We start from the raw sequence: 25,065 nt of genomic DNA, 5'->3' as shown, positions 1-25,065 counted from the left end.
ACCCGCGCCCCGCTCGCTACAGTGCGGTGGAACCACGTACGACGGGGCCGGAGGGTAGCGGCCCGTCGTGCCCCCGCCAGGAATCCGAGAGGCGGCGCCCATGGACGGCCCCGCCCCCGGCGGACGGCCCCCGGCCGCCCGCGGGGGCCTCACCCCGGCCGCCTGGACGGCCCTCGCCGCCTCGGCCGCGTTCGCGCTGCTCACACTGTGGGTGATCCTCGCGGCGTCCGGGCCGCTGCCCTTCGACACCGGCCCGCACGCCTGGTCCCTGGCCCACCGGCCGCCCGCCGCCCTGGACGTGGCCCGGGCCGTCACCGCCACCGGCACCGGGGTCTGGCCGTACGCCCTGGTCGTCCTCGCGGGCCTGTACGCCGGCCGGACCACCAGGGAGCGGATCGCGGCCGCGGCCGGGCTCGCGCTCTGCCTGGCCCTGGGGCAGGGCGTACGGCGCGCGCTGATGGAGCTCATTGCCCGGCCGCGGCCTCCCGCCGCCGACTGGGCCACCCGTGCCACGGACCTGTCCTTCCCCTCCGGCCACGCCACGACCGGCGCCCTGGCCGCGGGACTGCTGCTCGCGGCGCTCGCCCTGCACGGATCCCTGGGCCCGGCCGGGACCGCCGTGGCCGCGCTGACCGTCCTGTGGGGGGCGGCGGTGGGCCTGAGCCGCGTCTACCTCGGCGTGCACTGGCCCTCCGACGTGCTCGGCGGCTGGCTCCTGGCCACCGCCTGGGTGGCCGGCGCCCTCCTCGTCCACCGGTCGTACCGCCGGCGGCCCGCCCCCGCCGGGCCCCCGGGCCCGTCCGGCGGATCAGGGCCGGACAGGCCGTAGGCGACGGGCCTCAGGAGGAAGGCGTCAGCGGGCGTGGCGCTCCGGCAGGTCCACGTCGGCCGGGGCGGAGGCGAAGCCCCGGGCCTTCGCGGCCGGCGCGGGCTTCTTGCCGCAGAACGCCCCCTCCAGGGTCGCGCCGAGGGCCGTGTTGGCGACGCCCCGGTTCGAGGTGTTCGCCATCGCCGTCATGCTGCGCCTGCCGTCGCGCGTGGTGAACGCGTAGGTGTAGAAGCCCTGGACGGTACCCGTGTGTCCGTACACCGAGGTGCCGCAGGACAGGTCGTAACGGCGCAGGCCCAGCCCGTAGAAGCGGGTGTTCGCGGCGTCGGTCGGGGTCATCGTCAGCATCTGGTCCAGCAGCTTCGGCGCCACCAGCTTCCCGCCGACCAGCGCGGACATGAACGTGCTGAGGTCCGCCGGGCTGGAGATCATCGCACCGGCCGACTGGGCCCAGGACACGGTCTGCTCGGTCGAGTCGACCAGCGGGGCGCCGGCCTCGTCCGGGGTGAGGTAGCCGTGCGTGTGCGACCCGGCGATCCGGACGTCGGGGTGCACGTACGAGGTGTCGCGCAGCTTCAGCGGCTTGATGATGCGGCGCTCGTACTCCTTGGCCACCGGGCGGCCCGTCGCCTTCTCGATGAGCATGCCGACGACGACGAAGTTGGTGTTCGAGTACTGGTAGGCGGCCCCCGGCTCGCCCGTCCTGGGCTCGGCCAGCGAGAGGCCCACCAGCTCCTGGTAGGTGAACACCTTGTTGCGGACGGCCTCGAAGCCGGGGACGGTCTTGTCGAACATGGCGTTCGTGTAGTCCGACAGGCCGCTGCGGTGGGTCAGCAGGTGGCGCACCGTGATCCGGTCGTCGGGCAGCAGCCCCGGGAGGTAGTGGTTGACCGGGACGTCCAGCTCGATCTTCTTCTCGTGGACCAGCTGGAGCAGCACGACGGTCGAGAACGTCTTGGTGACGCTGCCGATGCGGAAGCGGGCCCGGGTGTCCATGGCGGCGCCGGTGGCCTTGTCGCTCACGCCCTCCGTCGCGCTCAGCGCGCGGCCGCCCTCGGTGATCCGGGCCAGCGCGCCCGGGGCGCCGGCGGCCAGGGTGTTGCGCAGCGCCTGGTCGACGGCCTCCATGTCCGGCGCCGGAAGCGCGGGACCCGCGGTGCGCGGGGCCTCGGCGGAGGGGGCGGCCGCCGCCTGGGCGGCGGTCGCGGGCGCCACCCCGGCGACCACGGCCAGCAGGGCGGCGCTCACGGCCAGACGGCGGTTGCGGGGGCGGCGGTTCGCGGACAGGGGCACGTTGCTCCTCGGCTCGGTGGGTGCGGTTTCCCGGGCCCCCGGAGGTCGGCCGGGGCGATCACGAGCCTACCCAGCGCGCCGCGGCCGCCTGATGTCCCGTCACCGCGCGTGCGGCCGAAAGTCGTTGTCCATTCGTACGAGGTGCCGGGCACGGCATCCCGCGTGCCGGGCCTGAGAGGTCCGGGTGCGGGGACGGACTCCGGCCGGATCCGGGGTGGTGCCGTCCCGCGCGCCCGGGAGCGAGCCGAAATATGATGTGCCTGGGTCTTTCGCACAGCGGGAGCAGAGAGGCAGATGGACATACCCCGGAGTGGTCCGTGACCCCGCGCCGGCGGCCCCCTCGGCCGGCCAGCGCCGATCTGCTGACCATGCTGGGGCGGCTCACCGCCCAGGCGCGGGAGGGCGCCCAGCTGCACCACGCGCGGGTCGAGCTGGCCGAGGCCCTCCAGCGCGAGATGCTGCCCGCCTCCCTCCCCGTCCTGCCGGGGCTGCGGACCGCGGCCCGCTACGCGCCCGCCCAGCACGGGCTCGACATCGGCGGCGACTGGTACGACGGCTTCCGGTTGCCCGAGGGCGCCCTCGCCTTCTCCATCGGCGACGTCCAGGGGCACGACGTGGCGGCCGCCGCCTTCATGGGGCAGGTCCGGGTCTGCCTGCGCGCCGTGTCGGCCGTGGTCCGCGACCCGGGGGAGGTGCTGGGCCGGGCCAACGACGTCCTGCTGTCCATGGACTGCGAACTGTTCGCCACCTGCAGCCTGCTGCGCTTCGACCCGCGCACCGGCGAGCTCCAGGGAGCCCGGGCCGGCCACGTCCCCGTCGTCTGGGCCACCGTCGACGGCCGCCACGGCATCGCCGAGGACGCCGGAGGGCCGCCGCTGGGCCTGGTCCCGGGCGCGGGGTACGCCGTCACCCGGCGCAGGCTGACGGCCGCCGGGTCCATCGTCCTGCTGACCGACGGCGTGGTGGAGGGGCCGTCGTTCCCCATCGAGGCGGGTCTGGAGCGGGTGTCGCGGATCGTCCGGGAGGGCGCGGGCGGCGACCCGGGCGAGCTGGCCGCCGAGGTGATGAAGGTGGCCGACTCCACCGGCCACGCCGACGACGCGGCGGTCCTCGTCCTCAGCCACGACGGCCCGACGGCCGCCCCGGACGGACGCGCCGCGGGCGCCTGACGGGCGTGTCACGCCCGGACCGGCCGCCCGGGCTGTTGTCTGATGCTGTGGTGCGCACCCTGCAATGGCGACGTACGTGCGGAACGCTCCTGCTGGTCCTCGCCGTGGCCGCCGCCTACTACGCGACCGGCCGGCTGGGACTGCTGCGCCAGGTGGTCGTCGGGGGCGCCGTCGTCACCCCGCTGTGGCCCCCCACCGGGATCGCCCTGGCGGCCCTGCTCCGGTTCGGCCCGCGGGTCTGGCCGGGGTTCGCGCTCGGCACGTACCTGGCCATCGAGCAGATCTCCGCGTTCCGCACCTCCGACCTGGGCATCGTGGCGGGCAACGCCCTGGCCCCGCTGTGCGCCCTGCTGCTCCTGCGCGCGGCCGGGTTCCGCCCCGAACTGGACCGGCTCCGCGACGGGCTGGCCCTGGTCTTCCTGGGCGGGCTGCTGCCGATGCTGATCAGCGCCACCGCCGGGACCTGGACGCTGGTGCTCACCGGCAACCTCCCGGCGGGCAACTTCTGGCCCACCTGGTCGGCGTGGTGGGCGGGGGACACGATGGGGGTGCTGCTGGTGACCCCGCTGCTGCTCGCCCCGCACTGGGCGCCGCTGCCCCGCGATCCCCTGCGGGTGGCCGAGGCTGCGGCCCTGACGGCGGCCACCGCCGCCGCCACGGTGCTCGCCACGCACACCACCCTGTCCCTGCTGTTCCTGGTCTTCCCGCTGCTCATCTGGGCGGCCGTGCGCTTCCAGCTGGCCGGGGCGGCGCCCTGCGCCCTCATCATCTCCGTCCTGGCGATCTGGGCGGCGACCGACCACGCGGGACCCTTCGCGGGCCAGAGCCTGCTGGAGACCATGGTCAACCTCCAGGCCCTCAACGGGGTGGCCGCGCTGACCGGGCTCCTCCTCGCGGCCCTCGTCGCCGAGCAGAACAACGTCCGGCTCAAGATCGAGGAGGCCTGCGAGGAACTCGCCGAGGTCGTCGCCCAGCTCTCCCCGGGCGGTGGGGACGGGGGTCCTCCCGGCCGTCTCTGAACCCGGCAGGGTTCCTGCACGTCTCCTTGACTCCTCAAGCTTCTTCTCCTTATGCTTGAGGAGTCAAGGAGGTAGCAATGAGTGATGCGCTGGATGTGTCCCTGCGCCTGGTGAAAGCCCAGACCGCCCTCGTGCGGCGGTTCGACTCCCGGCTGGGGTCCCTGTTCGGGGTCAGCCTGGCCGACTTCCTGGTGCTGCTGCACCTGGGGCGGGCCGAGGGGGGCCGGATGCGGCGGGTGGACCTCGCCGGGGCCCTCGGGCTCACGGCCTCGGGCGTGACCCGCGGGCTGGCGCCCCTGGAGCGGATCGGCCTGGTGGAGCGGGAGGCCGACGCCCGTGACGCCCGCGTGGCCTACGCGGCCCTCACCGACGCCGGACGCGAGCGGCTGGCCGACGCCCTGAAGGCGGCCGAGCAGGTGGCCGCCGACGTCTTCGCGGCACCGGAATGGGCCGCCGCCGACCTCGCGGACCTGGCCGCCCTGCTCACCCGCCTGGGCGGCACGGGCCTCCCCGAGGACCACGGCACCGGCTCCTGACCGGCCGCAGGGCCCCGGACCAAGCGGAACGGTCCGCTCAGGGGAACGGGGCCTTAAGGGCGGGGGAGTTCCTGTCGCACCCGGTGCCACCTCGGTGAACAGCCGTGGAACAGCGCTGAGTTGACGTTGACGGGCCCGGCTCTACGCGCGTTGTGTGGGGTGCATGAGGATTCCCCCACGCTTCGCGGCCCTGGCCGCCGCGGCCGCCGTCGCCGCCACCCTGTTCACCGGCCAGGCCGCCGCGGCCGCCCCCGCCCCCGTGCCCGCCGCCGTCGCCTCGGTCGGCAGCGTCTGCTACTCCGCCCTGCCCGACGAGGCGTACGACACTCTCGAACTCATCGACCAGGGCGGCCCGTTCCCGTACTCCCAGGACGGCATCGTCTTCCAGAACCGCGAGCACGTCCTGCCGGCCCAGACCACCGGCTACTACCACGAGTACACGGTGATCACCCCCGGCTCGCCGACGCGCGGGGCCCGACGGATCGTCACCGGCCGGCAGTACAGCGAGGACTACTACACCGCCGACCACTACGCCACCTTCCGGCGCGTCAACTTCGGCTGCTGACACAGCGCAACGGCCATCCCCCGAGGCGCTTCCCCACCGTTGACCCGGCGGTGGGGGAGGGCCCGGTCCGCCATGCCGTCACATCCATGACTACTGTGGAGTACACACGCTTCGGCGTGTCACCGTGCCGGCAATACGCATATCCAGGGGGAATGAATGGCGTCCGCGCCCGAAATGGTCGATCTGCTGGAACTGAGCCCGGACTTCGTCCGCGACCCGTACCCGGTCTACGCGCAGCTGCGCGAGCGCGGCCCCGTCCACCGCGTCCGCACGCCGGACGGCGAGCAGGTCTGGCTGGTCGTCGGCCACGAGGCCGCCCGTGCGGCGTTCACCGACCCGCGGCTGAGCCGCGACTGGCGGCGTTCCGGGGACATCGGCCAGATCATCAGCACCGAGCAGGACGACCCGTCCCTCGCGCACATGCTGATGTCCGACCCGCCGGACCACACCCGACTGCGCCGCCTGGTGGCCCGCGAGTTCACGCCGCGCCGCATCGAGGCGCTGGCCCCGCGCGTCCAGCAGATCACCGACGAACTGCTCGACGCCATGGAGGCGAAGGCGGAGCGCCGGGCGGACCTGGTGGACGACTTCGCCTTCCCGCTGCCCATGACCGTCATCTGCGAGCTGCTCGGCGTACCCGAACTGGACCGTGAGTCCTTCCGGAACTGGTCGAACGAGATGACCGCCCGCACCAGCGTGGAGGCGCAGGCCGCCGCCTACGAGGCGATGCCGCGCTACTTGACGGGTCTCATCGACGCCAAGCGCGCCGAGCCCGGCGAGGACCTGCTCAGCGCCATGATCCACGCCGTCGACGAGGGCGGCGACCGTCTCTCCCCGGCCGAGCTGATCGGCATGTGCGTCCTGCTGCTCATCGCCGGCCACGAGACCACCGTCAACATGATCGGCAACGGGATGCGCGCCCTGTTCGCCCACCCGGACCAGCTCGCCGACCTGCGCGCGGACCTCGGCCTCCTCGACGGCGCGATCGAGGAGATGCTCCGCTACGACGGCCCGGTCGAAACCTGCACCGAGCGCCTCGTCCTGGAGGACGTGGAGATGGGCGGCGTGGTCCTCCCGAAGAACTCCGTCGTCCTGATCGCCATGGCCGACGCGGACCGTGACCCGGCCCGCTTCGAGGAGCCCGACCGTTTCGACATCCGCCGTGACGCCCGCGGCCACATCGCCTTCGGGCACGGGCTGCACTACTGCCTCGGCGCCCCGCTGGCCCGCCTTGAGGGCCGTATCGCCCTGCGTTCGCTGCTGGAGCGCTTCCCGGAGCTCTCCGGCGACGCGGACGACGCGGAACTGCCCTGGATCCCCGGCATGCTGATCCGCGGCGTGAAGCGGCTGCCCGTCCGCTGGTGACCCGCCATGTGGGGCCCCGGCCGGCGGGGCCCCCGGGGAGGCGCTACTCGGCGGCGGCCGACAGGTGCTCTTCCGCCGCCAGGACCGCCTGGTGCGTGCTGGGGCGGCCCATCAGGACGCACAGCGTGTAGGCGACGTCGTCCATCGCCCGGAGGGTGCCCGGGTCCGTGGGGGCGGCCGCCAGGCGGGCCTGGCAGCCGCGCAGCCGGGACAGGACCTCCTCGGTGCGCAGCCGGCTCGGCCGGATCCCCACCGTCTGGACCGCGCCCGGGGGGTGCGGGGTGCGGGCCGCCTCCAGGGCCCGGCGCAGGGCCCGTTCGATCCGTACGGGCATCGGCATGCCGAGGGTCCCGGCGACCATCGCCGCCGCCACCTCGACCGCAGTGACGCGGGCCAGCTCGGCCGCCGCCAGCAGGATCTGTTTCGCCTCGCGTATCGAACAGGGGGCCGCCGCCATCAGCAGGCCCACCGCCCAGGTGTGCGTCGGGCTCTCCCCGGGCGGCCCGCCCCGCGCGGGAGCGACCTCGGCCGAGAGGCCGGGGGACGGCGGATCACCGGGAGGCGCCACGAGAGGATCCCTTCAGCCCGAGGCCGCGGAGCGCGGCGACGAGAAGCACGTCAGGCCTGCCCGCCCCTCGCGGGACGTGTCCTCACCCACGCTGACACATCCGGTGGGGATCCGCACCGCGTGTCCGGCCCTCCGGGGGCGCTCAGAACTCCGAGTTGGCGAACCAGAGGTCCAGCAGCTCCGCGTCCCCGCCGGTCTCCACCGTCGCCGCCGAGCGGTCCAGGCGGCCGTAGAGCAGCAGGAGCAGGTCGGCCGCCGGGGCGCGGACCACGGCGTCGGCCGGGACCGGCGCGTCGGCGGGGGCGCCGTCCGCGACCACGCCGAAGCCGTCGGGACGCAGCCGGACCGGCCACGAGCCGTCCGTGTCGGTGCACTCGAAGAGGATGGTCCGGTCCGCCCCGCGCAGATGGGCCACCTTCGGCGCGAAGAGCGCCGCGTAGGGCAGGTTGACGAGGAACTCGTCCACGCCGTCGTGGGCGAGCGCGCGGTCGACGGCCGAGGACAGCCCCAGCGCCCGCTCCGCGTCGACCCGGTGGACCAGGGTCTCGAAGGCCATCCGGCGCACCCAGAAGCGGGCGTGGCCGTCGGCGCCCCACACCCACATGGGCGCGTCCGGATCGGTGCCGGCGAACACCTCGGCCGCCTCGGAGGCGCCCTCCGCCAGCCAGTCGGCGTACCCGTCCGCCCGCTCCGGCAGCCGCAGGTCCACGTCACGGCTGGTCGGCGGCGCCTGGATCCGCCGGCGCAGCAGTACGGAGAACCACCGGTGCACGCTTCCGGCGTGCCGCGTCAGATCGGTCAGGTCCCAGCCGGGACAGGTGGGTACGGGGGCCGTCATGTCGGCGCCCCGGACCAGGTCCGCGAACCGGGCGGCCTCCGCCGCCACGGCCGCCCGGTGGTCGAGCTGGTCGGCTGTGTTCATGCTGGGAGCCCTTCTGGCCTGATCGGATGGATGCCCCAGGCACTCTTTCACAGCCCGGCCGGCACCCCTCCACCGGCTCCGCCGCCGCCCCCCTGGCCCCAGAGCCGGGCCAGGTGCCCGTGGAGCACCTCCTGGGCCTGGGCGGCGGTGAGGTGGCCGACGAGGACGTGCGTGGTGAGGCCGTCCGCGAGGGCGAGCAGGGTGCGGGCCTCCCGGCGGGGGTCCGGGTGGGGCTCTCGGGGTTCTCGGCCCGGCTCCGGGGGGACGGATGCCGGGTCCCCGGCGGCTTCCGCGAAGAGTCGGGTGAACACCGCCTCCAGGGACGCGTAGTTCGTCCTCAGCGTCTCGGCCAGCGGCGCGCTGACCGCCGCCTGCGCGACGAACGCGAGCCAGACCCTGGCCTCCGCGCGGTGCTCCTCGCGCAGCAGGGCCACCTCCGTGGCCGCGTGGCCCAGCGCGGAGGCGGCCGACTGGGCCGGGCTCCGCACGAGGCGGGCCCGCACCCGTTCGCCGATCCGCTCGCCGATGTGCCCCAGGGTGAACAGGAGCATCTCGTCCCGGGTGCGGAAGCACCGCTGCACGGCCCCCATCGACACCCCGGCCCGCCCCGCGACGTCGCGCAGGGTCACGCCCTCCAGCCCGCTCTCGTCCGCGAGCCCGCACACCGCCCCGGCGATCAGCCGGCGCCGCTCCTCGTGGTCCACCTGCCTGGGCACGTGCCCTCGCCTCCCTCGCCGCCTCCGGTGTCCCGCAGCTTATTCGATGCAGGTGCATCGGTTCCCGTATAGGGTTCCGACGTATCCGATGCAAGCGCATCGGAAAAACGACGGAGGGAGAGGGACGAGCCATGCCGCGAGCCCTGTGGCGCAGGACGGCCGCCGCGCAGGCCCAAGCCGTGCGCGACGGCGAGGTGTCCGCCGCCGAACTGGTCGAGAGCCACCTGGAGCGCATCGCCGAGGTCAACCCGACGGTGAACGCCGTCACCCAGCTGATGGCGGAACGGGCCCGCGCGGCCGCGGCGCTGACCGACCGCCGGCGCGCCGCCGGCGAGGAGCTCGGCCCCCTCGCCGGCGTCCCCTTCACGGTGAAGGAGACCACCCCCGTCGAAGGCGTGCCGACCACCTTCGGCGTCCCCCGCTTCCGCGACCTGGTGGCCCGGGCCGACGCCCCGCCCGTGGCCCGGCTGCGCGCCGCCGGGGCCATCCCCATCGGCCACGCCAACATGCCCACCCTGGTCCTCGCCGGGATGCACACCCGCAGCGAGCTGTTCGGCGACACCGCCAACCCGTGGGACCCCTCCCGCACCCCCGGCGGCAGCAGCGGCGGCGACGCGGTGGCCGTGGCCACCGGCATGGCCGCCCTCGGACTCGGCAACGACTCCGGCGGCTCCATCCGCGTCCCCGCCCAGTTCTGCGGGGTCGCCGGGCTGAAGCCCACCCCCGGCCGCTTCCCCGCCGACCACCGCGTGCTCGGCCCCGAGGACCCCGGCCCGGCCTCCCAGGCCCTCGTCACCGACGGCCCGTTCGCCCGCAGCGTGGCCGACCTCCGCCTGGCCTACGAGGCACTGGCCGGCACCGATCCCCGCGACCCGAGGGCCGTCCCCGTACCCGCCTACGGGCCCCCGCTGCCCGGACCGGTGAAGGTCGCCGTGGTCGCGGACCCCGGCGGCCGCGGGATCCACCCCTCCGTCCGCGCCGCCGTCGCCGACGCGGCCGCCGCGCTCGCCGACGCCGGGTACGAGCTGTGCGAAGTCCCGGACGTGCCAAGGCTGGAGGAGACCCTCGACGCCTACGAACGCATCACCTGCACCGAGTTCGCCCCGGCCTGGCCGGCGGTCCGCACCCTGCTGGGGGAGGGCGGGGACCGCTACATCCAGGCCGCGATGGAACGCACCCCGCCCGCCACGGCGGCCGAACTGGTGAAGCTGACGGGCACCTGGCTCGGCATCCGGCGCTCCTGGGCCGAGTTCCTCGACGCCCACCCGCTGGTCCTCGGCCCCTCGTTCACGGAGCCGCCGGTCGAGCCGGGGCTGGAGTCGCGCGACCGGGCGGGCCGCGACCGGGTGGCCTCGGGCATGCGGCTGTGCACGGCGACCAGCTTCGCCGGCGTGCCCGCCGTGGCGGTCCCCACCGGCCTGCGCGACGGCCTCCCCGCCGGGGTGCAGATCATCGGCCGCGCCTTCCGCGAGGACCTCTGCCTGGCCGCCGCCCAGGCCGTCGAGGACCGCCTCGGGGTCCTCACACCGGTGGACCCGCGGCGCTAGGACGCCCCGGCCGGGGTGAGCGTAGCCGGGGCCGGGCCGTCCGGGCGGACCGTGAGGCCGTACACGGCCCCGCCCGGGACCGAGGAGAAGACCGGGGCGGGCAGCGGCAGCAGGTGCTCCAGCAGCACCGTCGACTCCCGCAGCGCGAACCGCGTGCCCAGGCAGGCCCGGGGCCCCAGCCCGAAGGGCAGGTAGGAGCCCGTTACGGAGGGACGGGCGCCCGGCGCCGTGAAGCGCCGCGGATCGAAGCGCTCGGGGTCCGGCCACAGCGCCGGGTCACGGTGCGTCAGGTACGGGCAGACCAGTACGTCGCTGTCCGCCTCCACCGCGTACCCGGCCACGGTGTCGGCCTCCGCCGCGTACCGGGGCAGGATCCAGGCCGACGGGTACAGCCGCAGCGTCTCGCCGACCAGCGCCTGCACCGCCTCGCCGCGCTCCGGTGAACCCGGCGCCCCGGCGGCCAGCGCCTCCTCGCGGGCCCGCGGGTACCGGTCGAGCAGCAGGTACAGCCAGGTGAGGGTGGTGGCGGTGGTCTCGTGCCCGGCGACCAGCAGCGTCACCAGCTCGTCGCGCACCAGCGTGTCGGTGTACCCGGGGTGCCCCCCGCCGTCCCCGACCAGCACCTGGAGCAGCCCCGGGCCGTCGGGCCCCGCTTCCCCGCGCCGGGCGGCGGCCACCGCCTCCCGGGCCACCGCGTCGATCCGGGCCAGGTCCGCGGCCACCGAGTCCCGCGCCTCCACGGCATCGGCCGGCAGGGTCGGCAGCGCCGCCACCACGGCCGCGAGGGAGGCCAGCTCGCGGGCGGTGGCCGGGTCCAGGGCGTGGCCGGTGAGGGAGCGCCAGATGGTGTCCAGGGCGAAGCGGCGCATCTCCTCGCCGACGTCGAAGACCTCCCCGGTGCGCGCGTACCCGGCCCACCGGGCGGCCGCCGTCCGGGCCGCCCCGGCGATCCGCTGCTCGTAGCGGCGCATCCCCGTCCCGGTGAACTGCGACTGGAGCAGCCGCCGCTGCCGCTTCCACGCCTCGCCCGTGGCGGCGAGCAGCCCGTCCCCGACCAGCAGACGGGCCCGGTGGGAGCGCTTGACGTACCGGTCGGGGTGGAGCGCGAGCACGTGCCGCACCGCCTCCGGCGCGGTGACCAGCACGGTGGGCCGCGGCCCCAGCCGGACGGCGGCCACCCCGCCGAGCCGCTCGCGCGCCCGCGCCAGCAGCTCGATCAGCTCCCCCTCACCGGCGCGCCACGACTCGACGTCCTTCGCGTCCAGTTCGGGCACGGGCACCGGCCCGGAACCCCGGCCCGGCGCGGACGGCTGCCGGGAGAACGGCGCGGGAACGGCGTCTGCGGTCACGGGACTTCTCCTGTCCGGCCGTCGGCCCGGCCGTCGAGAGGTGCTGGACAACCCGGACTGTACGCGCACGGACGGACCCGCACCCGCCGTACGGATCTTCTGGAGCGGGCCGGGGGGCCATACGATCCTGCGGGTACACCGGCGTACGACCCAGGGGAGGGACCTCCGTGTCCGAGGCGAAGTCCGACGTGAAGCGCGAACTCGACGAGCTGATGGGCGCCTTCCTCGGCGCGTTCACCAACACCGGCGGCGGCACGCCGGACGTCGACGCCGTGCGGAGGGTGTTCATCCCCCAGGGGATGATCATCAAGAACCTGGGCGGCGATCCCGTCGTCCACGACCTGGACTCCTTCATCGAACCCCGGCGCCGGATCCTCACCGACGGGACGCTGACGGAGTTCTCGGAATGGGAGGTGGCCGAACGCACAGAGATCTTCGGCTCGATCGCCCACCGCTTCAGCGAGTACCGCAAGTCCGGCCGCCTCGACGGAGAGTGGTTCGAGGGCGAGGGCCGCAAGACCACCCAGTTCGTCCGCACCCCCCAGGGCTGGCGGATGAGCTCGATGGCCTGGGACGACCTCTAGCGCCTGGAAAACCGCTGGCCACCGGCCGTCGGCCGTGTTTCCCTGCCGCGATGGAGACCCACAGCGCAATCCCGCCCGCGGGCAGCCCGGACCGTCACGTCCGGCCGAGGACCGATCGCGACCTCGACGCGTGTGTCGGGGTACTCGCCGGGGTCCACGCGCGTGACGGCTATCCGGTCAACTGGCCGGCCCACCCGGCCGACTGGCTGGCGCAGCCGACGCTCGCCTCCGCCTGGGTGGCGGAACTGGACGGCCGCGTCGTCGGCCACGTCGCCCTGGCCCGGAGCGACGCCGGCGACGCCGCACCGGGCCTGTGGAGCACCCGTGAGGGTGCCGGCAGCGACACGCCCGCGGTGATCAGCCGCCTGTTCGTCGCCCCGGCGGCGCGCGGCCACGGGATCGGCGCCCTGCTGATGGCCCGGGCCGTGCGCGAGGCACGCCTGCGCGGCCTGCATCCGGTGCTCGACGTCCTCGCCTCCGACACGGCGGCGACGGCCCTGTACGAACGGCTGGGCTGGGAGCTGCTCGGCACCGTCGAACAGCGGTGGAGTCCGGAGCAGGTCGTGACCGTCCGCTGCTATTGCGCCCCGCCCGGCACCTCGTAGACGCGGCCGTCGACCCCCGCGCGGTACAGCCGGCCCGTCGAGAAGCCCTGCGCGCCGCGGCCGTACACGAGCTGCGTCGACAGCCGCAGCTCCGGGGAGGACGCGACGGCGCACAGCGCGCCGTCCTCGACCCGCCAGACCTCGCCCGCCGCGTGGGTGGCGATCACCGGCCGGCCGCGGCCGTCGAGGGTGAGGCCGTCCGGCACGCCCACCGTGTCCGTGCCCGTGGTCGAGACCCAGCGCCTCGGATGCCCCGGGTCCCCGACGGGGATGCGGTACACCCCGGGTGCGAGGGTGGTCTGGACGACGTACACCTCCGTCCCGTCCGGGGACACCGCGATCCCGTTGGGCTGCGGCACCCGCGCCCACGCGGGATCCACCCGCCGGTCCGGGGTGACCCGTCCGATGGCCGTACCGCCCAGGGTCGTCGTGTACACCGTTCCGTCGGAGGCCAGGGCCACCCCGTCGATCCCGCCGAGCCCCGAGGCGTACACGCCGACGGCACCGGTCTCCGGGTCCACCTCCAGCAGCTTCGAGACCGGCAGCAGGTCGCCGGTCAGCGAGTGCGCGAGGTCGTTGCCCGTGCCCACGAGCAGCTTGCCGTCCTCGCGCACGACGATCCCGCCGTTGGCGCCGACGTCCCCCGTGAGCGCGACGGGAGCGGCGCCCGGCGCGTCGATGCGGTAGACGCGGCCGCTGAAGTACGCGGTGGCGAACATCCGCCCGCGCCGGTCCACCGCGATGGACTCGGTCCAGTCCGGGACGTGCGCCACCTGCACCGGCCCGCCCGCCCCCGAGGACCCGCAGCGCGGCGCCGCCCCGGCCGGCGCGGCGGGTACGAGGACCCCGGCCGCCAGCACCCCCAGCGCCGCCAACGCCGTGACCCCGCGTGCGTTCCACCCCATCGGCACCCCTCCCCGGCCATGGGCCCTGCGCCCCGTGCAGTATCGGCCCGCGCGGCCTCCCCGGCGACCGGTTCCCGGGCCAACTCCGCCCGCGGACAGGCCGGAACCCTCCCCCCGGGGCCGCCCCCGGGGGCACATGTGACGATGGCCCCGGCACATCCGCACCACATGGGGGGACCATGCGCACCCGAACCACCACCGCCGGCCTCGCCGCCACCCTCGCGGCGCTCCTCGCCCTGTCCGGGTGCAGCTCCTCGGACGGCGGCGAGCACGCGGCCGCGAGCACCCCGGCGGCCGCGCCCGCGCCCGTGCAGGGCGGCGGCTCCGGGTACGAGGGCCCCCGCCCCCAGGACCAGAACCTGCTGGCCTGGACGGGAGACCCGGGCGACGCCGGGCACGTCACCGCCCAGTCGGCGGCCGGGGTCGGGGGCCGGATCACCCTGGTGCGGGTCGGCCTGCGCGAGCGGATCACCTGGTCGAACATCTGGCTGGGCCTGGCCGGCATCGACCCGAACGCCCAGCTCTCCAACTGCTACCTCGGCGTGTACGACGCCACCGGCAAGCTCGTGGCGTCCACCGCCGACATCTCGCCCCAGCTGATGATCGACGCGGTGGCCAAGCCGCTGCCCCTGACCAAGCCGTTCACCGCGGGCCCCGGGACCTACTTCATCGCCCTGCTGCTGAACGGGAACTGGGCCACCAACGCCCTCACCCTGAAGGCCACCGGCGCCGGCATCTCCGTCAACGCGGGCCTGGCACCCCCGGCCCTGCGCTACAGCACCGTCCTGACCGGCCAGACCTCGCTGCCGCCCGCCCTCAACCTCGCCGAGCAGTCCACCGGGACGATCAACACCGGCTGGGGCAGCCAGTGGTACGGGATCTCCTGACCCGCACCACGGGCCGCCGGCCGGCCCGGCAGGGCCCGGTCAGGAGGGCTTGGTCAGCGAGAAGGCGGTGACGGTCACCTTGTTGTCGCACTCGGCGAACTGCCCGTCGTCCATGGCGATCTGGTGCGCGCCCGCGCCCGGGACGCGCAGGACGAGCGTGGGGAACACGACGGGCGTGGAGCCGGACACGCAGTAGCCGTCCGCCTCGCCCTGGACGTTGACGAAGGTCAGCTTGGTCCAGGCGCGGGCCCCCGGGGTGAGCGTCACGGGAGCGGCCGTACCGCTGTTGGTGGTGGCCAGCGGGAGGTTCTTGTCGGGAGCGCCGTTGCCCGCGCCCGCCACCTGCGGGAAGCCGTTCAGGGTGCAGGTCGAGTGACTGCTCACCGAGACGACCACCGCACCCGTCCCGGTACCGGGCGGGCGGACGTCGGCCAGGTGGGCGGGGGAGACCAGGAGGTCGTCGCCGGTGCAGGCCTTCGCCTTGCCGCCCGAACCCGGCGCCGAGGCCGTCGGCTTCGCGCTGCCCCCGCCGCCCGTGCCCCCGCCGGTGGACGAGGAGCCCCCGGAGGCCCCCGAGCCGCCGGTCCCGCCCGCACCCCCGGTGTCGCTCGTGCCGCTGCCGGCCGGCGTCGCCCGGGCCGGTCCCGAGGCCGCGGGCGGGGCGGAGGGCACGCCGGCCGCGCCCGGGTCCCCGGCAGGGCCGCAGCCCGTCATCAGGGCGGTGGCCGCCGAGGCCGCCGCCAGTGCCGCCGCGGTGCGCCGAAGGCCTGCTGCGTACTGCATGGGGTGCTCCCGTTGTTCTCACGACCGGTCCCGCGCCGGCACTCGCGTCCAGGGATACGCGCCGGACCCCCGCCGGGGTTGCGCGGGCGCGCCGCTGTGGCGGATCCGTGACATGACCTGGACATACATGGCACCGCCCTCCGCGGCGCGTCCCCGCGTGCAGGGCGGCTTTTCGGCCTCCGCTTCCGGCCAACCGGAACATGTGTCCCATCCGGCGATCTTGTAGGGGAAAGGCGGCATTGAGCCAGTGAACCGCCTGATCGCCACCTTTGCAGGGCAGATCAACGACCTCGCAGCTCCCGCCTGTTGACTGGGGCAACATCTGAGTCCAGAAGCCGAGACGAACTGTGCGGTAATCCAACCGGAGCCGCGCTTTGCGGATAGGTTCTGAACGTCGCCGCCGCACCCGGGACACGGGGTCCGATCGGGGAATCGCGGCGACAGGGACGTGACCACTCCCATGACTACAGCAATCCGGACCAGCGCCTTCCGCGTTGACCCCTACACCCCGCACTGCCAGGTCATCGCGGGCGAGGGCGACCACGCCGTCATCGGAATCTCACCCGGCAACTCCTACTTCTCCGCCCAGCGCGTGCACGCGCTCGCCGAATGGGCCCTCGACAACTTCCGACAGGCCGACCTCATCTACACGGACCTGCACGTGGCCGAAATGTATGTGGCGATGGGCTATCCGGAGGACGAGGCCCGTCGTAAAACGGTCAAGAACCTCCGCGGTGTTCGCGCCAAGGTCACCAACGCGGTGGCCGACATCGACCCATCGGGAACCCGCCTGCGCGGGAGGCCCATGTCCTCGCTCCAGGGCATTCCCGCCTACGACCGCATGCACGCGGACCTGCTGGAACGGCTCGGCACCGATCCGGCGTTCGCCCAGACCGCGAACGAGCTCGTGGACATCTTCCTCTCCTCCAAGGTGCTCGGCGGCCAGCCGGCCACCGAGCAGCAGCGGAAGGTGTGCCTGGACTACGTGTGCGCCGAGGCGCCCCTGTTCCTCGACACCCCCGCGATCCTCGGCGTCCCCTCGTCGCTGAACTGCTACCACCAGGCGCTGCCCATGGCGGACCTGCTCTACTCGCGCGGCGCCGGACTGCGGGCCTCCCGCAACCAGGGCCACGCCGTCGTCACCCCCGCCCCCGAAGGAGACCAGCTGTGACCACCCACGCGGAGCCGATCCTCGACTTCCCGTTCACGTGGGACGGCACCCACCTGCCCGCCCAGATCGGCGAACTCGCCCCGGTGGTGAAGGTGCGCACCATCGCCGGCGCCGAGGCCTGGCTGGTCTCCTCGTACGAGCTCGTCAAGCAGGTCCTCGAGGACGACCGGTTCAGCCTCAAGAACACCTCCGACCCGGGGGTGCCCCGCCAGTACGCGCTGACGATCCCGCCCGAGGTCGTCAACAACATGGGCAACATCACCGGAGCCGGTCTGCGCAAGGCCGTGATGAAGGCGATCAACCCCAAGGCGCCCGGCCTCCAGGAGTGGATGGAGGGACACGCCGCCGAGCTGGTCGAGCGCATGCTCAAGCACGGCGCCCCCGTCGACATCCGGTCCATGTTCACCGACCCCTTCTCGGAGGCGATGCACTGCAAGATCCTCGGCATACCGCAGGACGCGGCCCCGCTGCTCTCCGAGTCGCTGCCGATCGCGTTCATGAACAGCCCCCGCGAGATCCCCGCGGCCCGGCTGAACTGGGACCGTGACATCGCGTACATGACCGCCCGCCTCGACGACACCGAGGAGGGCCTGATCGGCGACCTCGCCAAGCTGCGCGGCACCGAGGGCTACGAGCACGTCAGCGACGAGATGTTCGCGACCGTCGGCGTCACCCTGTTCGGCGCGGGCGTCATCTCCACCGCCGGCTTCCTCGCCATGGCGCTGGTCACCCTGCTCACCCACCCGGAGGAGGCCGACCACCTCGCCGACCACCCGGAGCTGATGCCGCAGGCCGTGGACGAGCTGCTGCGCATCAACCTGTCCATCGGGGACGGCCTGCCCCGGCTCGCCATGGAGGACATGACCCTCGGCGACGTCGAGGTGAAGAAGGGCGAGCTGGTCCTCGTCCTGCCCGAGGGCGCCAACTTCGACCCCGCCGTCTTCCCGGACCCGCACCGCCTCGACTTCACGCGGGCCAACTCCTCGGCCCACTTCTCCTTCGGCGGCGGCTCCCACTACTGCCCCGCCACGGCCCTCGGCAAGAAGCACGCCGAGATCGGCCTGCGCGCCGTCCTCGCGGCGATGCCCCGGCTGCGGCTGGCCGTCCCCGTCGAGCAGCTGGTGTGGCGCACCGGCTTCATGAAGCGCCTCCCCGAGCGCCTGCCGGTGATGTGGTAGCCGCCGGCCGGTCCCGCTGACGGCACGAAGAGGCCCCCCACCCCGGAAGGACGCGGGGTGGGGGGCCTGTGCCGTTCAGCTGCCGGCGGACGCGTTGCCGGAGAGGACCGGGATGTTGGACAGGATGTGCGACAGGGACTCGTCGCCCTTCGCCTGGGTGGAGTCCTCGGTGCACTGCTGGTTCTGCGGGTTGGACAGGACGTTGACGTCCTGGACGCCCACGTTGGCCAGGATCGCCACCAGCGACTGGGCGTTCACCTTGACGGGCAGGCCGATGCAGGGCTTGTTCGCGGAGCCCTGGATCAGAGCGGCCTGCGGGCTCATGTCACCCTCGGTCTTCTGGTTGCCGTAGATCTGGGCGGCTCCGTTGCCGTTGACGGTGTTGATCCCGTTGTCGTTGCCGATGGCCATGGCCGGGGCGGCAGCGGCAGCGCCCGCACCGATCGCGGCGGCGGTGGCTACGGCGGTGACCATCATCTTCTTCAGCATGCGCGAAAGGTTCCTTGTCTGGCGGAGGACCCGGCCCGGACGGGGAGGTCGTCCCGGTAACGGCGGTGGGCCCGATCGGGTGGCGCAACGTCACCCGATCGCCGGTCGGGGCCCGCGCCGGGCGCCGGGACCCCCCTTCGGATCTGTGTCCGAATGTGACGGGGAAGCGTCATTGCGGCCATGCGGCGGCCGCGGGGAGGATGGGCGCATGCCCACCGCACACCGTGTCGTCATCGCGGTCTTCCCCGACGTCGACCTCCTCGACGTCACCGGCCCCGCAGAGGTCTTCGCGCTCGCCAACCGCGAGACCGCGGGCCGGGCCGGGTACGAGGTCCGCCTCGCCGGGTCCGCCGCCGGCGCGGTGCGCACGTCGGCCGGCGTGCGGCTGCTGACCGACGTGGCCTTCGCCGACGTCGGCGCCGAGGTGGACACCCTCCTCGTGCCGGGCGCGGTCGACATGGCCGAGGGCGGGCCGGTGGCCCGGCTCGACGAGGAGGTCGTCGCCTGGGTACGGGAGACCGCCCCCCACGCCCGGCGCGTCGCCTCCGTGTGCGTCGGAGCCCATCTGCTGGCCGCGGCCGGCCTGCTCGACGGGCGCACGGCCACCACCCACTGGTCGACGGCCGCCCAGCTCGCCGCCGAACACCCCGGGGTCACGGTCGACCCGGACCCCATCTTCGTCCGGACCGACCGCGGCCGGCTGTGGACCGGGGCCGGGATCAGCGCCTGCCTGGACCTCGCGCTGGCCCTGGTCGCCGAGGACCTGGGCGAGCAGACCGCGCTCGCCGTGGCCCGGCAGCTGGTGATGTACCTCAAGCGGCAGGGCGGCCAGAGCCAGTTCTCGGTGCCGCTCAGCCGCCCGGCCGCCGGGCGGCGGGAGATCGACGAGCTGCGGCTGTGGATCGCCGAACACCCCGACGCCGACCTGTCGGCGCCGGCCCTGGCGGCCCGGATGTGCCTGAGCGAACGGCACTTCGCCCGCGTCTTCAAACAGGAGACGGGCACCAGCCCCGCCGCGTACGTCGAAGCGGTCCGCGTCGAACTGGCGCGGCGCCTGCTGGAGACCACCGACTGCCCGCTCGACCAGGTGGCGGCCGGCTCCGGACTCGGCTCCGCGGAGACCCTGCACCGGGCCTTCCGGCGCCAGCTCGCCACCACCCCGGCGGCCTACCGGCGCCGCTTCCGCACCCAGTCGGCCTGACGGCCCGCGACACCCGGACACCCGGACTCCCCTGATTTCCCCCGGCGGACGCACGCCGGGCGGAGCGCTCCGCCCTGCCCGCTCCCGCCGACCCGTATCCCCACAAGAGCCCATGAGAACCGATGAGAACCGATGCGAACCGATGAGAGGCACCCTGTGAGCACCACGACCCCGTCCACGACCCTGCGCGACCTGAGCGGGCTGGAGAACCGGCCGGCCCGGCTGGCCGAGTCCGTCCTGATCATGATCGACTTCCAGAACACCTACCGCACCGGCGTGATGGCCCTGGAGGGCGCCGAGGAGGCCGTCGCGGCCGGCGCCCGCCTGCTGGAGCGGGCCCGCGCCGCCGGAACCCCCGTCGTCCACGTCGTCCACGACGGCGGCGAGGGCAGCCCGTACGACGTCCGCGAGCACATCGGCGCCCTCGGCGAGGAGGTGGCCCCGGCCGACGGCGAACCCGTCGTCGTCAAGAACTTCCCCAACGCCTTCCACGCCACCGAGCTGGAAAAGACCCTGGCCGGCCTCGGCTTCGCCGCAGGCAGCGGCAAGGACCTCGTCCTCGCCGGGTTCATGACGCACATGTGCATCACCTTCACCGCGCAGCAGGCCTTCAACCTCGGCTACCGGCCCACCGTCGTCGCCGAGGCCACCGCCACCCGCGCCCTCGCCACCCCCGACGGCGGCGTCCTGCCCGCCGCGGTCCTCCAGAGCGCCGCCCTGACGACGATCACCGACATGTTCGGCGTCGTCGTCCCCACCGCGGACGACCTCGGCGCCTGACCGGGCCCTGACCCGGCCCTGCCCCGGCCCTGGCCCGGCCCCCGGGGCACCGCCTAGGCTGCCGCCGTGAGCAGCGCGCGGACCCGACGCCGGCACCTGATCGGTGCCGGCCTCGGCGCGCTCGCGGCGGCCCTGGCCGGATGCGCCGGGAACTCCGGCCCCGCGTCCCGGCTCCGGCTGGCCACCGGGCCGCCGGGGGCCCGTACAACGCCTTCGGGCAGGCCCTCGCCCGGGCCCTCGCCGACAGCGGGAGCCGGCTGCGGATCGTGCCCGTCGCCACCGCCGCCAGCGTGGACAACCTGCGCCGGCTGGACGAGGGCTCCGTCGACCTCGCCCTGTCCATGGCCGACGTGGCCGAGGACGCCGTCCTGGGGAGCGCGCCCTTCGCCCGCCCGGCCCCGGTGACCGCACTGGCCCGCGTCTACGTCAACTACACCCACCTCCTCGTCCCGGCCGCGGGCCCGGCCCGTTCCGTGACGGACCTCGCCGGACGCCCGCTCGCGGCCGGCGCCGCCGGGTCGGGGGTCCAGGTCCTGGCCGGCCGCCTGCTGAGCGCCGCCGGGCTGACCGCGGGCCCGTCACCGGCGGACGAACGGCAGCTGGGCCTCGCCGAGTCGGCGGCGGCGCTGCGCGCGGGCACCGTCGACGCCGTGTTCTGGTCCGGCGGTGTCCCCACCCCGGCCCTGACCGGCCTGGCCCGCGAACTGCCCCTGCGCTTCCTCCCGTTGGACGGCTACGCGGCAGCCCTGCGCGACCGGTACGGCCCCGTCTACACGGCGGTCACCCTGCCCGCCGGGGCCTACGGACTCACCGCCCCCGTCGGCACGGTCGGCGTCGGCAACTACCTCCTCGCGCGCGAGGACGTCGCCGCGTCCGCCGCGGGCGACCTGCTCCGGGTGCTCTTCGACCGCTGGCGCGAACTGCTGCGCGAGGTGACGGCGGGCGTACGGCTGGAGCCCCGCTTCGCGATCTCCACCGGCGCGGTGCCGCTCCACCCGGGCGCGGTCTCCTACTACCGCTCGGCGTACGGCTGACCGTTCCCGGTGCACGACCGGCGCCGCCCCGTGTCCGTCGAGCCGCCTGCGGGGCACGGCAGCCGGAACGCGAAGACCAGGCCGCGTGTTTCGTTCCCGCGGACCTCCAGCCCGCCCCCGCTCAGCCGGGCGATCTCCTCGGCGATGGCCAGCCCCAGCCCGCTGCCGGGCAGGTTCTGGTGCTCGGGCGCGCGGGCGAACCGCCCCAGCAGCAGCTCCCGCCGCCCGGCCGGCACCCCCGGCCCGTCGTCGGCGACCCGTACGAGGGCCTCCCCGCCCGGCGAGCCCGAGACGGCGACCTCCACCCGGCCGCCGGGCGGCACGAACTTCACCGCGTTGTCCAGCAGCGCGTCCAGGATCCGCCCCGCCGCGTCCGGCAGGGCCCGTACGCGCAGCTCCCGCGGCAGGCCCCCGGCCGCCAGCACCAGGCCCGCGGCCCGGAAGACCGGCTCCCAGGCCTCCACCCGCCCCCGCACCGCCCCCGCCAGGTCCTGGTCAACGGGCCGCGCCGTCCCGGACTCGAGCCGCGCCAGCGCCAGCAGCCCGTCCAGCAGCTCCTCCAGCCGCTCCGCCTCGTCCAGGGCCCGGGCGTGCTCGGCCAGACCCGGCCCGGGGGCGATGTGCGGTTCCACGTTCTCCAGCTGGAGCACCAGCGTGGCCAGCGGGTTGCGCAGCTGGTGGGAGGCGTCGGCGACGAACGCCCGCTGACGGCCCAGGGAGTCGGCGACGGCCTCCGCCATGCCGTTGAAGTGCCGCCGCAGCCGCCGCAGTTCCGGCGGGCCGGTGTCGGAGACCGCCCGGGCGCGCAGGCTTCCGGCCGCCAGCCCTGCCACCGCCCGGTCCAGGTCGAGGACCGGGCGCAGCAGCCAGCGGGTGATCCCCGCCGCGACCAGGGCCGCCGCGGCGAACGCGGCGACCGCCCCGGCGGCGATCAGCGACCAGCGCAGGGTCACGTCCCGGCGGGCCGCCGCGGTGGGCACGGCCATCAGCACCGCCCCGCTGACCCGTTCGTCCCGCCCCACCGGCTCGGCCAGCACCACCCGGTCCGGACCCCAGGGGCGGACCGTCGGCAGCCGGTCGGTGGACCGCCCGGTGAGGGCCCGCCGCCGGGGCTCCGAGGCCGCCTCCGGCGCGGTGCCCCCGGCCGGCCCCGCGCCGGAGGCCCGCGCCACCGTCGCCCCCGCCGCGTCGACCACCGTCACCGACGCCCCGTACAGCTGCGCGTACCGGCCGATCTCGGCGGACAGCTCCGCCCGGTCGGCCGCGCTGCCCGCCCGGTCGGCGAGGTCGGCGAACCGGACGGCCTCCGAACGCCGCTGGAGCAGCAGGTGCTCGGTCCGCCCCCGGGCGTAGGCCTCGGCCAGGGGCACGCACAGCAGCAGCGCGGCCACACCCATCAGCACCATCAGCACCACGAGCAGCCTGCGCCTCACCGGGCCGCGTCCCGCTCCCCGCGCCCGGCCGGGTCCGCGCCGAGCCGGTAACCGAACCCGCGCACCGTGCGCACCAGGCCCGGACGGCCCGTCTTGGCGCGGATGCCCGCCACGTGCACGTCCAGGGAGCGGGAGGCCGCGAGGAAGGCGTCACCCCAGATCCGGTCCAGGATCTCCTCCCGGGAGCACACCTCGTCCGGGCGGCCGGCCAGCAGCGCCAGCACGTCGAACTCCCGGCGGGTCAACCGGACTTCGCTCCCGGCCACGGTGACGGTCCGGCCGGCCGGGTCGACCTCCACGTCCCCGGCGCGCACGGTCCGGCCGCCGGCGCCGGCCGGGGAGCCGCCCGGCGGCTCCCCATGGGCGCCTGTCCGGCGGCGTACGGTGTCGATGCGGGCGATCAGCTCCGCCATCCGGAACGGCTTGACCACGTAGTCGTCGGCGCCCGCCCGCAGCGCCTGGACCACGTCCCGCTCCTCGCAGCGCGCGGTCACCACGATCAGCGGCGCGTCACAGACGGTGCGCAGCCGCCGCAGCAGTTCCAGCCCGTCGAGGTCGGGCAGGCCCAGGTCGAGCAGGACGAACCCGGCCTCGTGGACGTACCGCAGGGCGTCCAGCGCCCGGCTGACCCGGCGCACGGTGTGCCCCCGCCGGGCGAGGGCGGTGCCCAGGGCCCGGGCCATGCGGTCGTCGTCCTCCACCAGCAACGCGTGCACCGCCACCTCCCCGCGTCCCGTACCCCCGCACCGGCCGGCAGCCTACCGCGCCGCCCCCGTACCGGCCGGCGCCGCCTGCGCCCCTGCCCGTGCCTCCTCCTCGGCGCGGCTGAGCGCCGCGTCACGGGTGTCGGGCATCAGCACGTAGGTCACGAGCGAGACGAGGGCGCAACCGGACACGTACCAGAAGAACATCTTCTCGTGGCCGCCGTTCTTGAACCACAGCGCCACGTACTCGGCGGTGCCGCCGAACAGGGCGTTGGCGATCGCGTACGGCAGGGCCACGCCCAGCGCCCGCACCCGGGTGGGGAACAGCTCGGCCTTGACCGCCGCGTTGATCGAGGTGTAGCCGGTGACGATCACCAGGGCCAGCAGGGACAGGCCGAGGGCGGACCAGTACGAGGACGCCGAACCGAGCGCCGTCATGATCGGGTAGGTGCCGACCGTGCAGCCCACCGCGAAGGTGATCAGCAGGGGCCGGCGGCCGATCCGGTCGGAGAGCATCCCGGCGAAGGGCTGGAGCACCGCGAAGAGGGCGAGGGCGGTGAAACTCACCAGCGTGGCCGTGTTCTTGGCCATGCCCGCGCTGCCGACCAGGTACTTGGTGAGGTAGGTGGTGTAGGTGTAGTAGGCGACGGTGCCGCCGAGGGTGAGCGCCATGACCAGCCCGGCCTGCCGCCGGTGCTCCCACAGGGCCTTGAGCGAGCCGCGCGCACTGTCGTCGTGCGCGCCGCCGTCCTCCGTGAACGCGTCGGTCTCCTGCAGGCGGCGCCGCAGCCAGAACACCACGAGCGCGAACACCGCCCCGACGACGAACGGGATCCGCCAGCCCCAGCTGCCCAGCTGCTCCTTGGTCAGGGTGTGCTGCATCGTGATCAGGATTCCCAGGCCGAGGAGTTGACCGCACGTCATGGACACGTACTGGAAGGAGGACCCCAGCCCGCGCCGGTCGCGGGCCGAGGCCTCCGTCAGGTAGGTGGCGCTGGCGGCGTACTCCCCGCCGATGCTCAACCCCTGGAGCAGCCGGGCCAGCAGCAGCACGACGGCCCCGAAGTAGCCGGCCTGGCCGTAGGTCGGGGCGACGGCGATCAGCAGGGCGGCCACCGACATCATGGTGACGGTCAGCGTGAGCGCGCTCTTGCGCCCGTGACGGTCGGCGGCCCGCCCGAGGATCCAGCCGCCGACCGGACGCATCAGGAACCCGACCGCGAAGATGCCGGCCGTGTTCATCAGCTGCGTGGTCGGGTTGTCCCCGGGGAAGAAGGAGTCGGCGAAGTAGATGGCGAAACTGGCGTAGACGAACCAGTCGTACCACTCCACCAGGTTCCCCAGGGACCCGCCGACCAGCGCGAGCCGGCGCCTGCGGCGCTCCTCCGCGGGCGGCGGCGGACCGAGCGTGACGGAGGGCGAGGACATGGCGG

General features: G+C 74.8%; 26 protein-coding genes. 15 read left to right on the top strand and 11 right to left on the bottom strand.

What is annotated here, in order from left to right:
• Positions 1-100: 100 nt before the first annotated feature.
• Complete coding sequence (locus ACFY0O_RS03055) at positions 101-829, top strand: phosphatase PAP2 family protein (protein ID WP_388942028.1); 729 nt, start codon at positions 101-103, stop codon at positions 827-829.
• A gap of 24 nt (positions 830-853) precedes the next feature.
• On the opposite strand, the gene ACFY0O_RS03050 is transcribed toward ACFY0O_RS03055, so the two are convergent.
• A complete protein-coding gene (locus tag ACFY0O_RS03050; RefSeq protein WP_388942026.1) occupies positions 854-2,122 on the bottom strand; it encodes a serine hydrolase domain-containing protein in 1,269 nt (422 codons plus the stop codon).
• Between the two features lie 368 nt (positions 2,123-2,490).
• Between ACFY0O_RS03050 and ACFY0O_RS03045 the strand changes: the two genes are divergently transcribed.
• From ACFY0O_RS03045 to ACFY0O_RS03025, 5 genes are all read left to right on the top strand, one after another.
• A complete protein-coding gene (locus ACFY0O_RS03045) occupies positions 2,491-3,291 on the top strand; it encodes a PP2C family protein-serine/threonine phosphatase (protein WP_388942267.1) in 801 nt (266 codons plus the stop codon).
• Between the two features lie 47 nt (positions 3,292-3,338).
• A complete protein-coding gene (locus ACFY0O_RS03040; protein ID WP_388942024.1) occupies positions 3,339-4,310 on the top strand; it encodes an MASE1 domain-containing protein in 972 nt (323 codons plus the stop codon).
• A gap of 77 nt (positions 4,311-4,387) precedes the next feature.
• Positions 4,388-4,846, top strand: a complete 459-nt coding sequence (locus tag ACFY0O_RS03035) for a MarR family winged helix-turn-helix transcriptional regulator (RefSeq protein WP_388942021.1) — start codon at positions 4,388-4,390, stop codon at positions 4,844-4,846.
• A 163-nt stretch (positions 4,847-5,009) separates the two neighbouring features.
• Complete coding sequence (locus tag ACFY0O_RS03030; protein WP_388942018.1) at positions 5,010-5,411, top strand: ribonuclease domain-containing protein; 402 nt, start codon at positions 5,010-5,012, stop codon at positions 5,409-5,411.
• 156 nt (positions 5,412-5,567) lie between these two features.
• On the top strand, positions 5,568-6,776 hold the full coding sequence (locus ACFY0O_RS03025) for a cytochrome P450 (protein WP_388942015.1): 1,209 nt from the start codon (positions 5,568-5,570) through the stop codon (positions 6,774-6,776).
• A gap of 43 nt (positions 6,777-6,819) precedes the next feature.
• Here ACFY0O_RS03025 and ACFY0O_RS03020 read toward each other — a convergent pair whose 3' ends face one another.
• The 3 genes from ACFY0O_RS03020 to ACFY0O_RS03010 all read right to left on the bottom strand — a co-directional run bounded on the left by ACFY0O_RS03020 (position 6,820) and on the right by ACFY0O_RS03010 (position 8,982).
• Positions 6,820-7,344 (bottom strand): DUF5133 domain-containing protein, encoded by a 525-nt coding sequence (locus tag ACFY0O_RS03020; RefSeq protein WP_388942013.1) that lies wholly within the window; start codon positions 7,342-7,344, stop codon positions 6,820-6,822.
• A gap of 142 nt (positions 7,345-7,486) precedes the next feature.
• Positions 7,487-8,266 carry a maleylpyruvate isomerase family mycothiol-dependent enzyme gene (locus tag ACFY0O_RS03015; protein ID WP_388942010.1) on the bottom strand — a complete coding sequence of 260 codons (780 nt, stop codon included), beginning with the start codon at positions 8,264-8,266 and terminating at the stop codon, positions 7,487-7,489.
• A 47-nt stretch (positions 8,267-8,313) separates the two neighbouring features.
• Positions 8,314-8,982, bottom strand: a complete 669-nt coding sequence (locus tag ACFY0O_RS03010) for a TetR/AcrR family transcriptional regulator (RefSeq protein WP_388942008.1) — start codon at positions 8,980-8,982, stop codon at positions 8,314-8,316.
• Between the two features lie 131 nt (positions 8,983-9,113).
• On the opposite strand from ACFY0O_RS03010, the gene ACFY0O_RS03005 reads away from it, so the two are divergent.
• Positions 9,114-10,529: an amidase gene (locus tag ACFY0O_RS03005; protein WP_388942006.1), complete on the top strand. Its 1,416-nt coding sequence runs from the start codon at positions 9,114-9,116 to the stop codon at positions 10,527-10,529.
• On the opposite strand, the gene ACFY0O_RS03000 is transcribed toward ACFY0O_RS03005, so the two are convergent.
• Positions 10,526-11,878 (bottom strand): cytochrome P450, encoded by a 1,353-nt coding sequence (locus tag ACFY0O_RS03000; protein ID WP_388942003.1) that lies wholly within the window; start codon positions 11,876-11,878, stop codon positions 10,526-10,528. The genes ACFY0O_RS03005 and ACFY0O_RS03000 overlap by 4 nt on opposite strands.
• 212 nt (positions 11,879-12,090) lie before the next feature.
• On the opposite strand from ACFY0O_RS03000, the gene ACFY0O_RS02995 reads away from it, so the two are divergent.
• A complete protein-coding gene (locus ACFY0O_RS02995) occupies positions 12,091-12,462 on the top strand; it encodes a DUF4440 domain-containing protein (protein WP_388942264.1) in 372 nt (123 codons plus the stop codon).
• A gap of 50 nt (positions 12,463-12,512) precedes the next feature.
• Positions 12,513-13,067 (top strand): GNAT family N-acetyltransferase, encoded by a 555-nt coding sequence (locus tag ACFY0O_RS02990; protein WP_388942001.1) that lies wholly within the window; start codon positions 12,513-12,515, stop codon positions 13,065-13,067.
• Here the strand turns inward: ACFY0O_RS02990 and ACFY0O_RS02985 are convergent.
• Entirely contained in the window at positions 13,040-13,972 is a 933-nt protein-coding gene (locus ACFY0O_RS02985) for an SMP-30/gluconolactonase/LRE family protein (RefSeq protein ID WP_388941998.1), read from the bottom strand. The two genes, ACFY0O_RS02990 and ACFY0O_RS02985, sit on opposite strands and share 28 nt — an antisense overlap.
• A 179-nt stretch (positions 13,973-14,151) precedes the next feature.
• On the opposite strand from ACFY0O_RS02985, the gene ACFY0O_RS02980 reads away from it, so the two are divergent.
• Positions 14,152-14,859: a hypothetical protein gene (locus ACFY0O_RS02980; RefSeq protein WP_388941996.1), complete on the top strand. Its 708-nt coding sequence runs from the start codon at positions 14,152-14,154 to the stop codon at positions 14,857-14,859.
• A gap of 39 nt (positions 14,860-14,898) precedes the next feature.
• On the opposite strand, the gene ACFY0O_RS02975 is transcribed toward ACFY0O_RS02980, so the two are convergent.
• A complete protein-coding gene (locus ACFY0O_RS02975) occupies positions 14,899-15,642 on the bottom strand; it encodes a DUF4232 domain-containing protein (RefSeq protein ID WP_388941994.1) in 744 nt (247 codons plus the stop codon).
• Positions 15,643-16,102: 460 nt separating this feature from the next.
• Here ACFY0O_RS02975 and ACFY0O_RS02970 point away from each other — a divergent pair, with 460 nt between their 5' ends.
• Both ACFY0O_RS02970 and ACFY0O_RS02965 read left to right on the top strand, forming a co-directional pair.
• Positions 16,103-16,813 carry a tRNA-dependent cyclodipeptide synthase gene (locus ACFY0O_RS02970; RefSeq protein WP_388941991.1) on the top strand — a complete coding sequence of 237 codons (711 nt, stop codon included), beginning with the start codon at positions 16,103-16,105 and terminating at the stop codon, positions 16,811-16,813.
• Positions 16,810-17,991, top strand: a complete 1,182-nt coding sequence (locus ACFY0O_RS02965; RefSeq protein WP_388941989.1) for a cytochrome P450 — start codon at positions 16,810-16,812, stop codon at positions 17,989-17,991. The genes ACFY0O_RS02970 and ACFY0O_RS02965 overlap by 4 nt, the downstream gene beginning before the upstream one ends.
• Before the next feature lie 75 nt (positions 17,992-18,066).
• Here ACFY0O_RS02965 and ACFY0O_RS02960 read toward each other — a convergent pair whose 3' ends face one another.
• A complete protein-coding gene (locus tag ACFY0O_RS02960; RefSeq protein WP_388941986.1) occupies positions 18,067-18,480 on the bottom strand; it encodes a rodlin in 414 nt (137 codons plus the stop codon).
• A gap of 208 nt (positions 18,481-18,688) precedes the next feature.
• Here ACFY0O_RS02960 and ACFY0O_RS02955 point away from each other — a divergent pair, with 208 nt between their 5' ends.
• The 3 genes from ACFY0O_RS02955 to ACFY0O_RS02945 all read left to right on the top strand — a co-directional run bounded on the left by ACFY0O_RS02955 (position 18,689) and on the right by ACFY0O_RS02945 (position 21,495).
• Complete coding sequence (locus tag ACFY0O_RS02955) at positions 18,689-19,681, top strand: GlxA family transcriptional regulator (RefSeq protein WP_388941985.1); 993 nt, start codon at positions 18,689-18,691, stop codon at positions 19,679-19,681.
• Positions 19,682-19,837: 156 nt separating this feature from the next.
• Complete coding sequence (locus ACFY0O_RS02950; RefSeq protein WP_358895865.1) at positions 19,838-20,461, top strand: cysteine hydrolase family protein; 624 nt, start codon at positions 19,838-19,840, stop codon at positions 20,459-20,461.
• 140 nt (positions 20,462-20,601) lie between these two features.
• Positions 20,602-21,495: a TAXI family TRAP transporter solute-binding subunit gene (locus ACFY0O_RS02945; RefSeq protein ID WP_388941982.1), complete on the top strand. Its 894-nt coding sequence runs from the start codon at positions 20,602-20,604 to the stop codon at positions 21,493-21,495.
• Here the strand turns inward: ACFY0O_RS02945 and ACFY0O_RS02940 are convergent.
• The 3 genes from ACFY0O_RS02940 to ACFY0O_RS02930 are packed head-to-tail and all read right to left on the bottom strand — an operon-like array spanning position 21,474 to position 25,060.
• Positions 21,474-22,928 (bottom strand): ATP-binding protein, encoded by a 1,455-nt coding sequence (locus ACFY0O_RS02940; protein WP_388941979.1) that lies wholly within the window; start codon positions 22,926-22,928, stop codon positions 21,474-21,476. The two genes, ACFY0O_RS02945 and ACFY0O_RS02940, sit on opposite strands and share 22 nt — an antisense overlap.
• Positions 22,925-23,644: a response regulator transcription factor gene (locus ACFY0O_RS02935; RefSeq protein WP_388941975.1), complete on the bottom strand. Its 720-nt coding sequence runs from the start codon at positions 23,642-23,644 to the stop codon at positions 22,925-22,927. Before ACFY0O_RS02935 ends, ACFY0O_RS02940 begins: the two co-directional genes overlap by 4 nt.
• A gap of 42 nt (positions 23,645-23,686) precedes the next feature.
• Positions 23,687-25,060 carry an MFS transporter gene (locus ACFY0O_RS02930; protein ID WP_388941972.1) on the bottom strand — a complete coding sequence of 458 codons (1,374 nt, stop codon included), beginning with the start codon at positions 25,058-25,060 and terminating at the stop codon, positions 23,687-23,689.
• Between the last annotated feature and the right edge of the window lie 5 nt (positions 25,061-25,065).

Source organism: Streptomyces sp. NPDC001594 (genome assembly GCF_042893675.1).
Classification (GTDB): domain Bacteria; phylum Actinomycetota; class Actinomycetes; order Streptomycetales; family Streptomycetaceae; genus Streptomyces.
This window is presented reverse-complemented; position numbering and strand designations above follow the sequence as displayed.

Coding starts and splice junctions, on each gene's coding strand:
- ACFY0O_RS02990 (WP_388942001.1), top strand. CDS start 12,513: ATGGAGACCCACAGCGCAATCCCGCCCGCGGGCAGCCCGGACCGTCAC.
- ACFY0O_RS02975 (WP_388941994.1), bottom strand. CDS start 15,642: ATGCAGTACGCAGCAGGCCTTCGGCGCACCGCGGCGGCACTGGCGGCG.
- ACFY0O_RS02970 (WP_388941991.1), top strand. CDS start 16,103: ATGACTACAGCAATCCGGACCAGCGCCTTCCGCGTTGACCCCTACACC.
- ACFY0O_RS03055 (WP_388942028.1), top strand. CDS start 101: ATGGACGGCCCCGCCCCCGGCGGACGGCCCCCGGCCGCCCGCGGGGGC.
- ACFY0O_RS03015 (WP_388942010.1), bottom strand. CDS start 8,266: ATGAACACAGCCGACCAGCTCGACCACCGGGCGGCCGTGGCGGCGGAG.
- ACFY0O_RS03030 (WP_388942018.1), top strand. CDS start 5,010: ATGAGGATTCCCCCACGCTTCGCGGCCCTGGCCGCCGCGGCCGCCGTC.
- ACFY0O_RS02955 (WP_388941985.1), top strand. CDS start 18,689: ATGCCCACCGCACACCGTGTCGTCATCGCGGTCTTCCCCGACGTCGAC.
- ACFY0O_RS03025 (WP_388942015.1), top strand. CDS start 5,568: ATGGCGTCCGCGCCCGAAATGGTCGATCTGCTGGAACTGAGCCCGGAC.
- ACFY0O_RS02960 (WP_388941986.1), bottom strand. CDS start 18,480: ATGCTGAAGAAGATGATGGTCACCGCCGTAGCCACCGCCGCCGCGATC.
- ACFY0O_RS02980 (WP_388941996.1), top strand. CDS start 14,152: ATGCGCACCCGAACCACCACCGCCGGCCTCGCCGCCACCCTCGCGGCG.
- ACFY0O_RS02995 (WP_388942264.1), top strand. CDS start 12,091: ATGGGCGCCTTCCTCGGCGCGTTCACCAACACCGGCGGCGGCACGCCG.
- ACFY0O_RS03005 (WP_388942006.1), top strand. CDS start 9,114: ATGCCGCGAGCCCTGTGGCGCAGGACGGCCGCCGCGCAGGCCCAAGCC.
- ACFY0O_RS03035 (WP_388942021.1), top strand. CDS start 4,388: ATGAGTGATGCGCTGGATGTGTCCCTGCGCCTGGTGAAAGCCCAGACC.
- ACFY0O_RS03045 (WP_388942267.1), top strand. CDS start 2,491: ATGCTGGGGCGGCTCACCGCCCAGGCGCGGGAGGGCGCCCAGCTGCAC.
- ACFY0O_RS02945 (WP_388941982.1), top strand. CDS start 20,602: ATGCGCCGGGAACTCCGGCCCCGCGTCCCGGCTCCGGCTGGCCACCGG.
- ACFY0O_RS02930 (WP_388941972.1), bottom strand. CDS start 25,060: ATGTCCTCGCCCTCCGTCACGCTCGGTCCGCCGCCGCCCGCGGAGGAG.
- ACFY0O_RS02985 (WP_388941998.1), bottom strand. CDS start 13,972: ATGGGGTGGAACGCACGCGGGGTCACGGCGTTGGCGGCGCTGGGGGTG.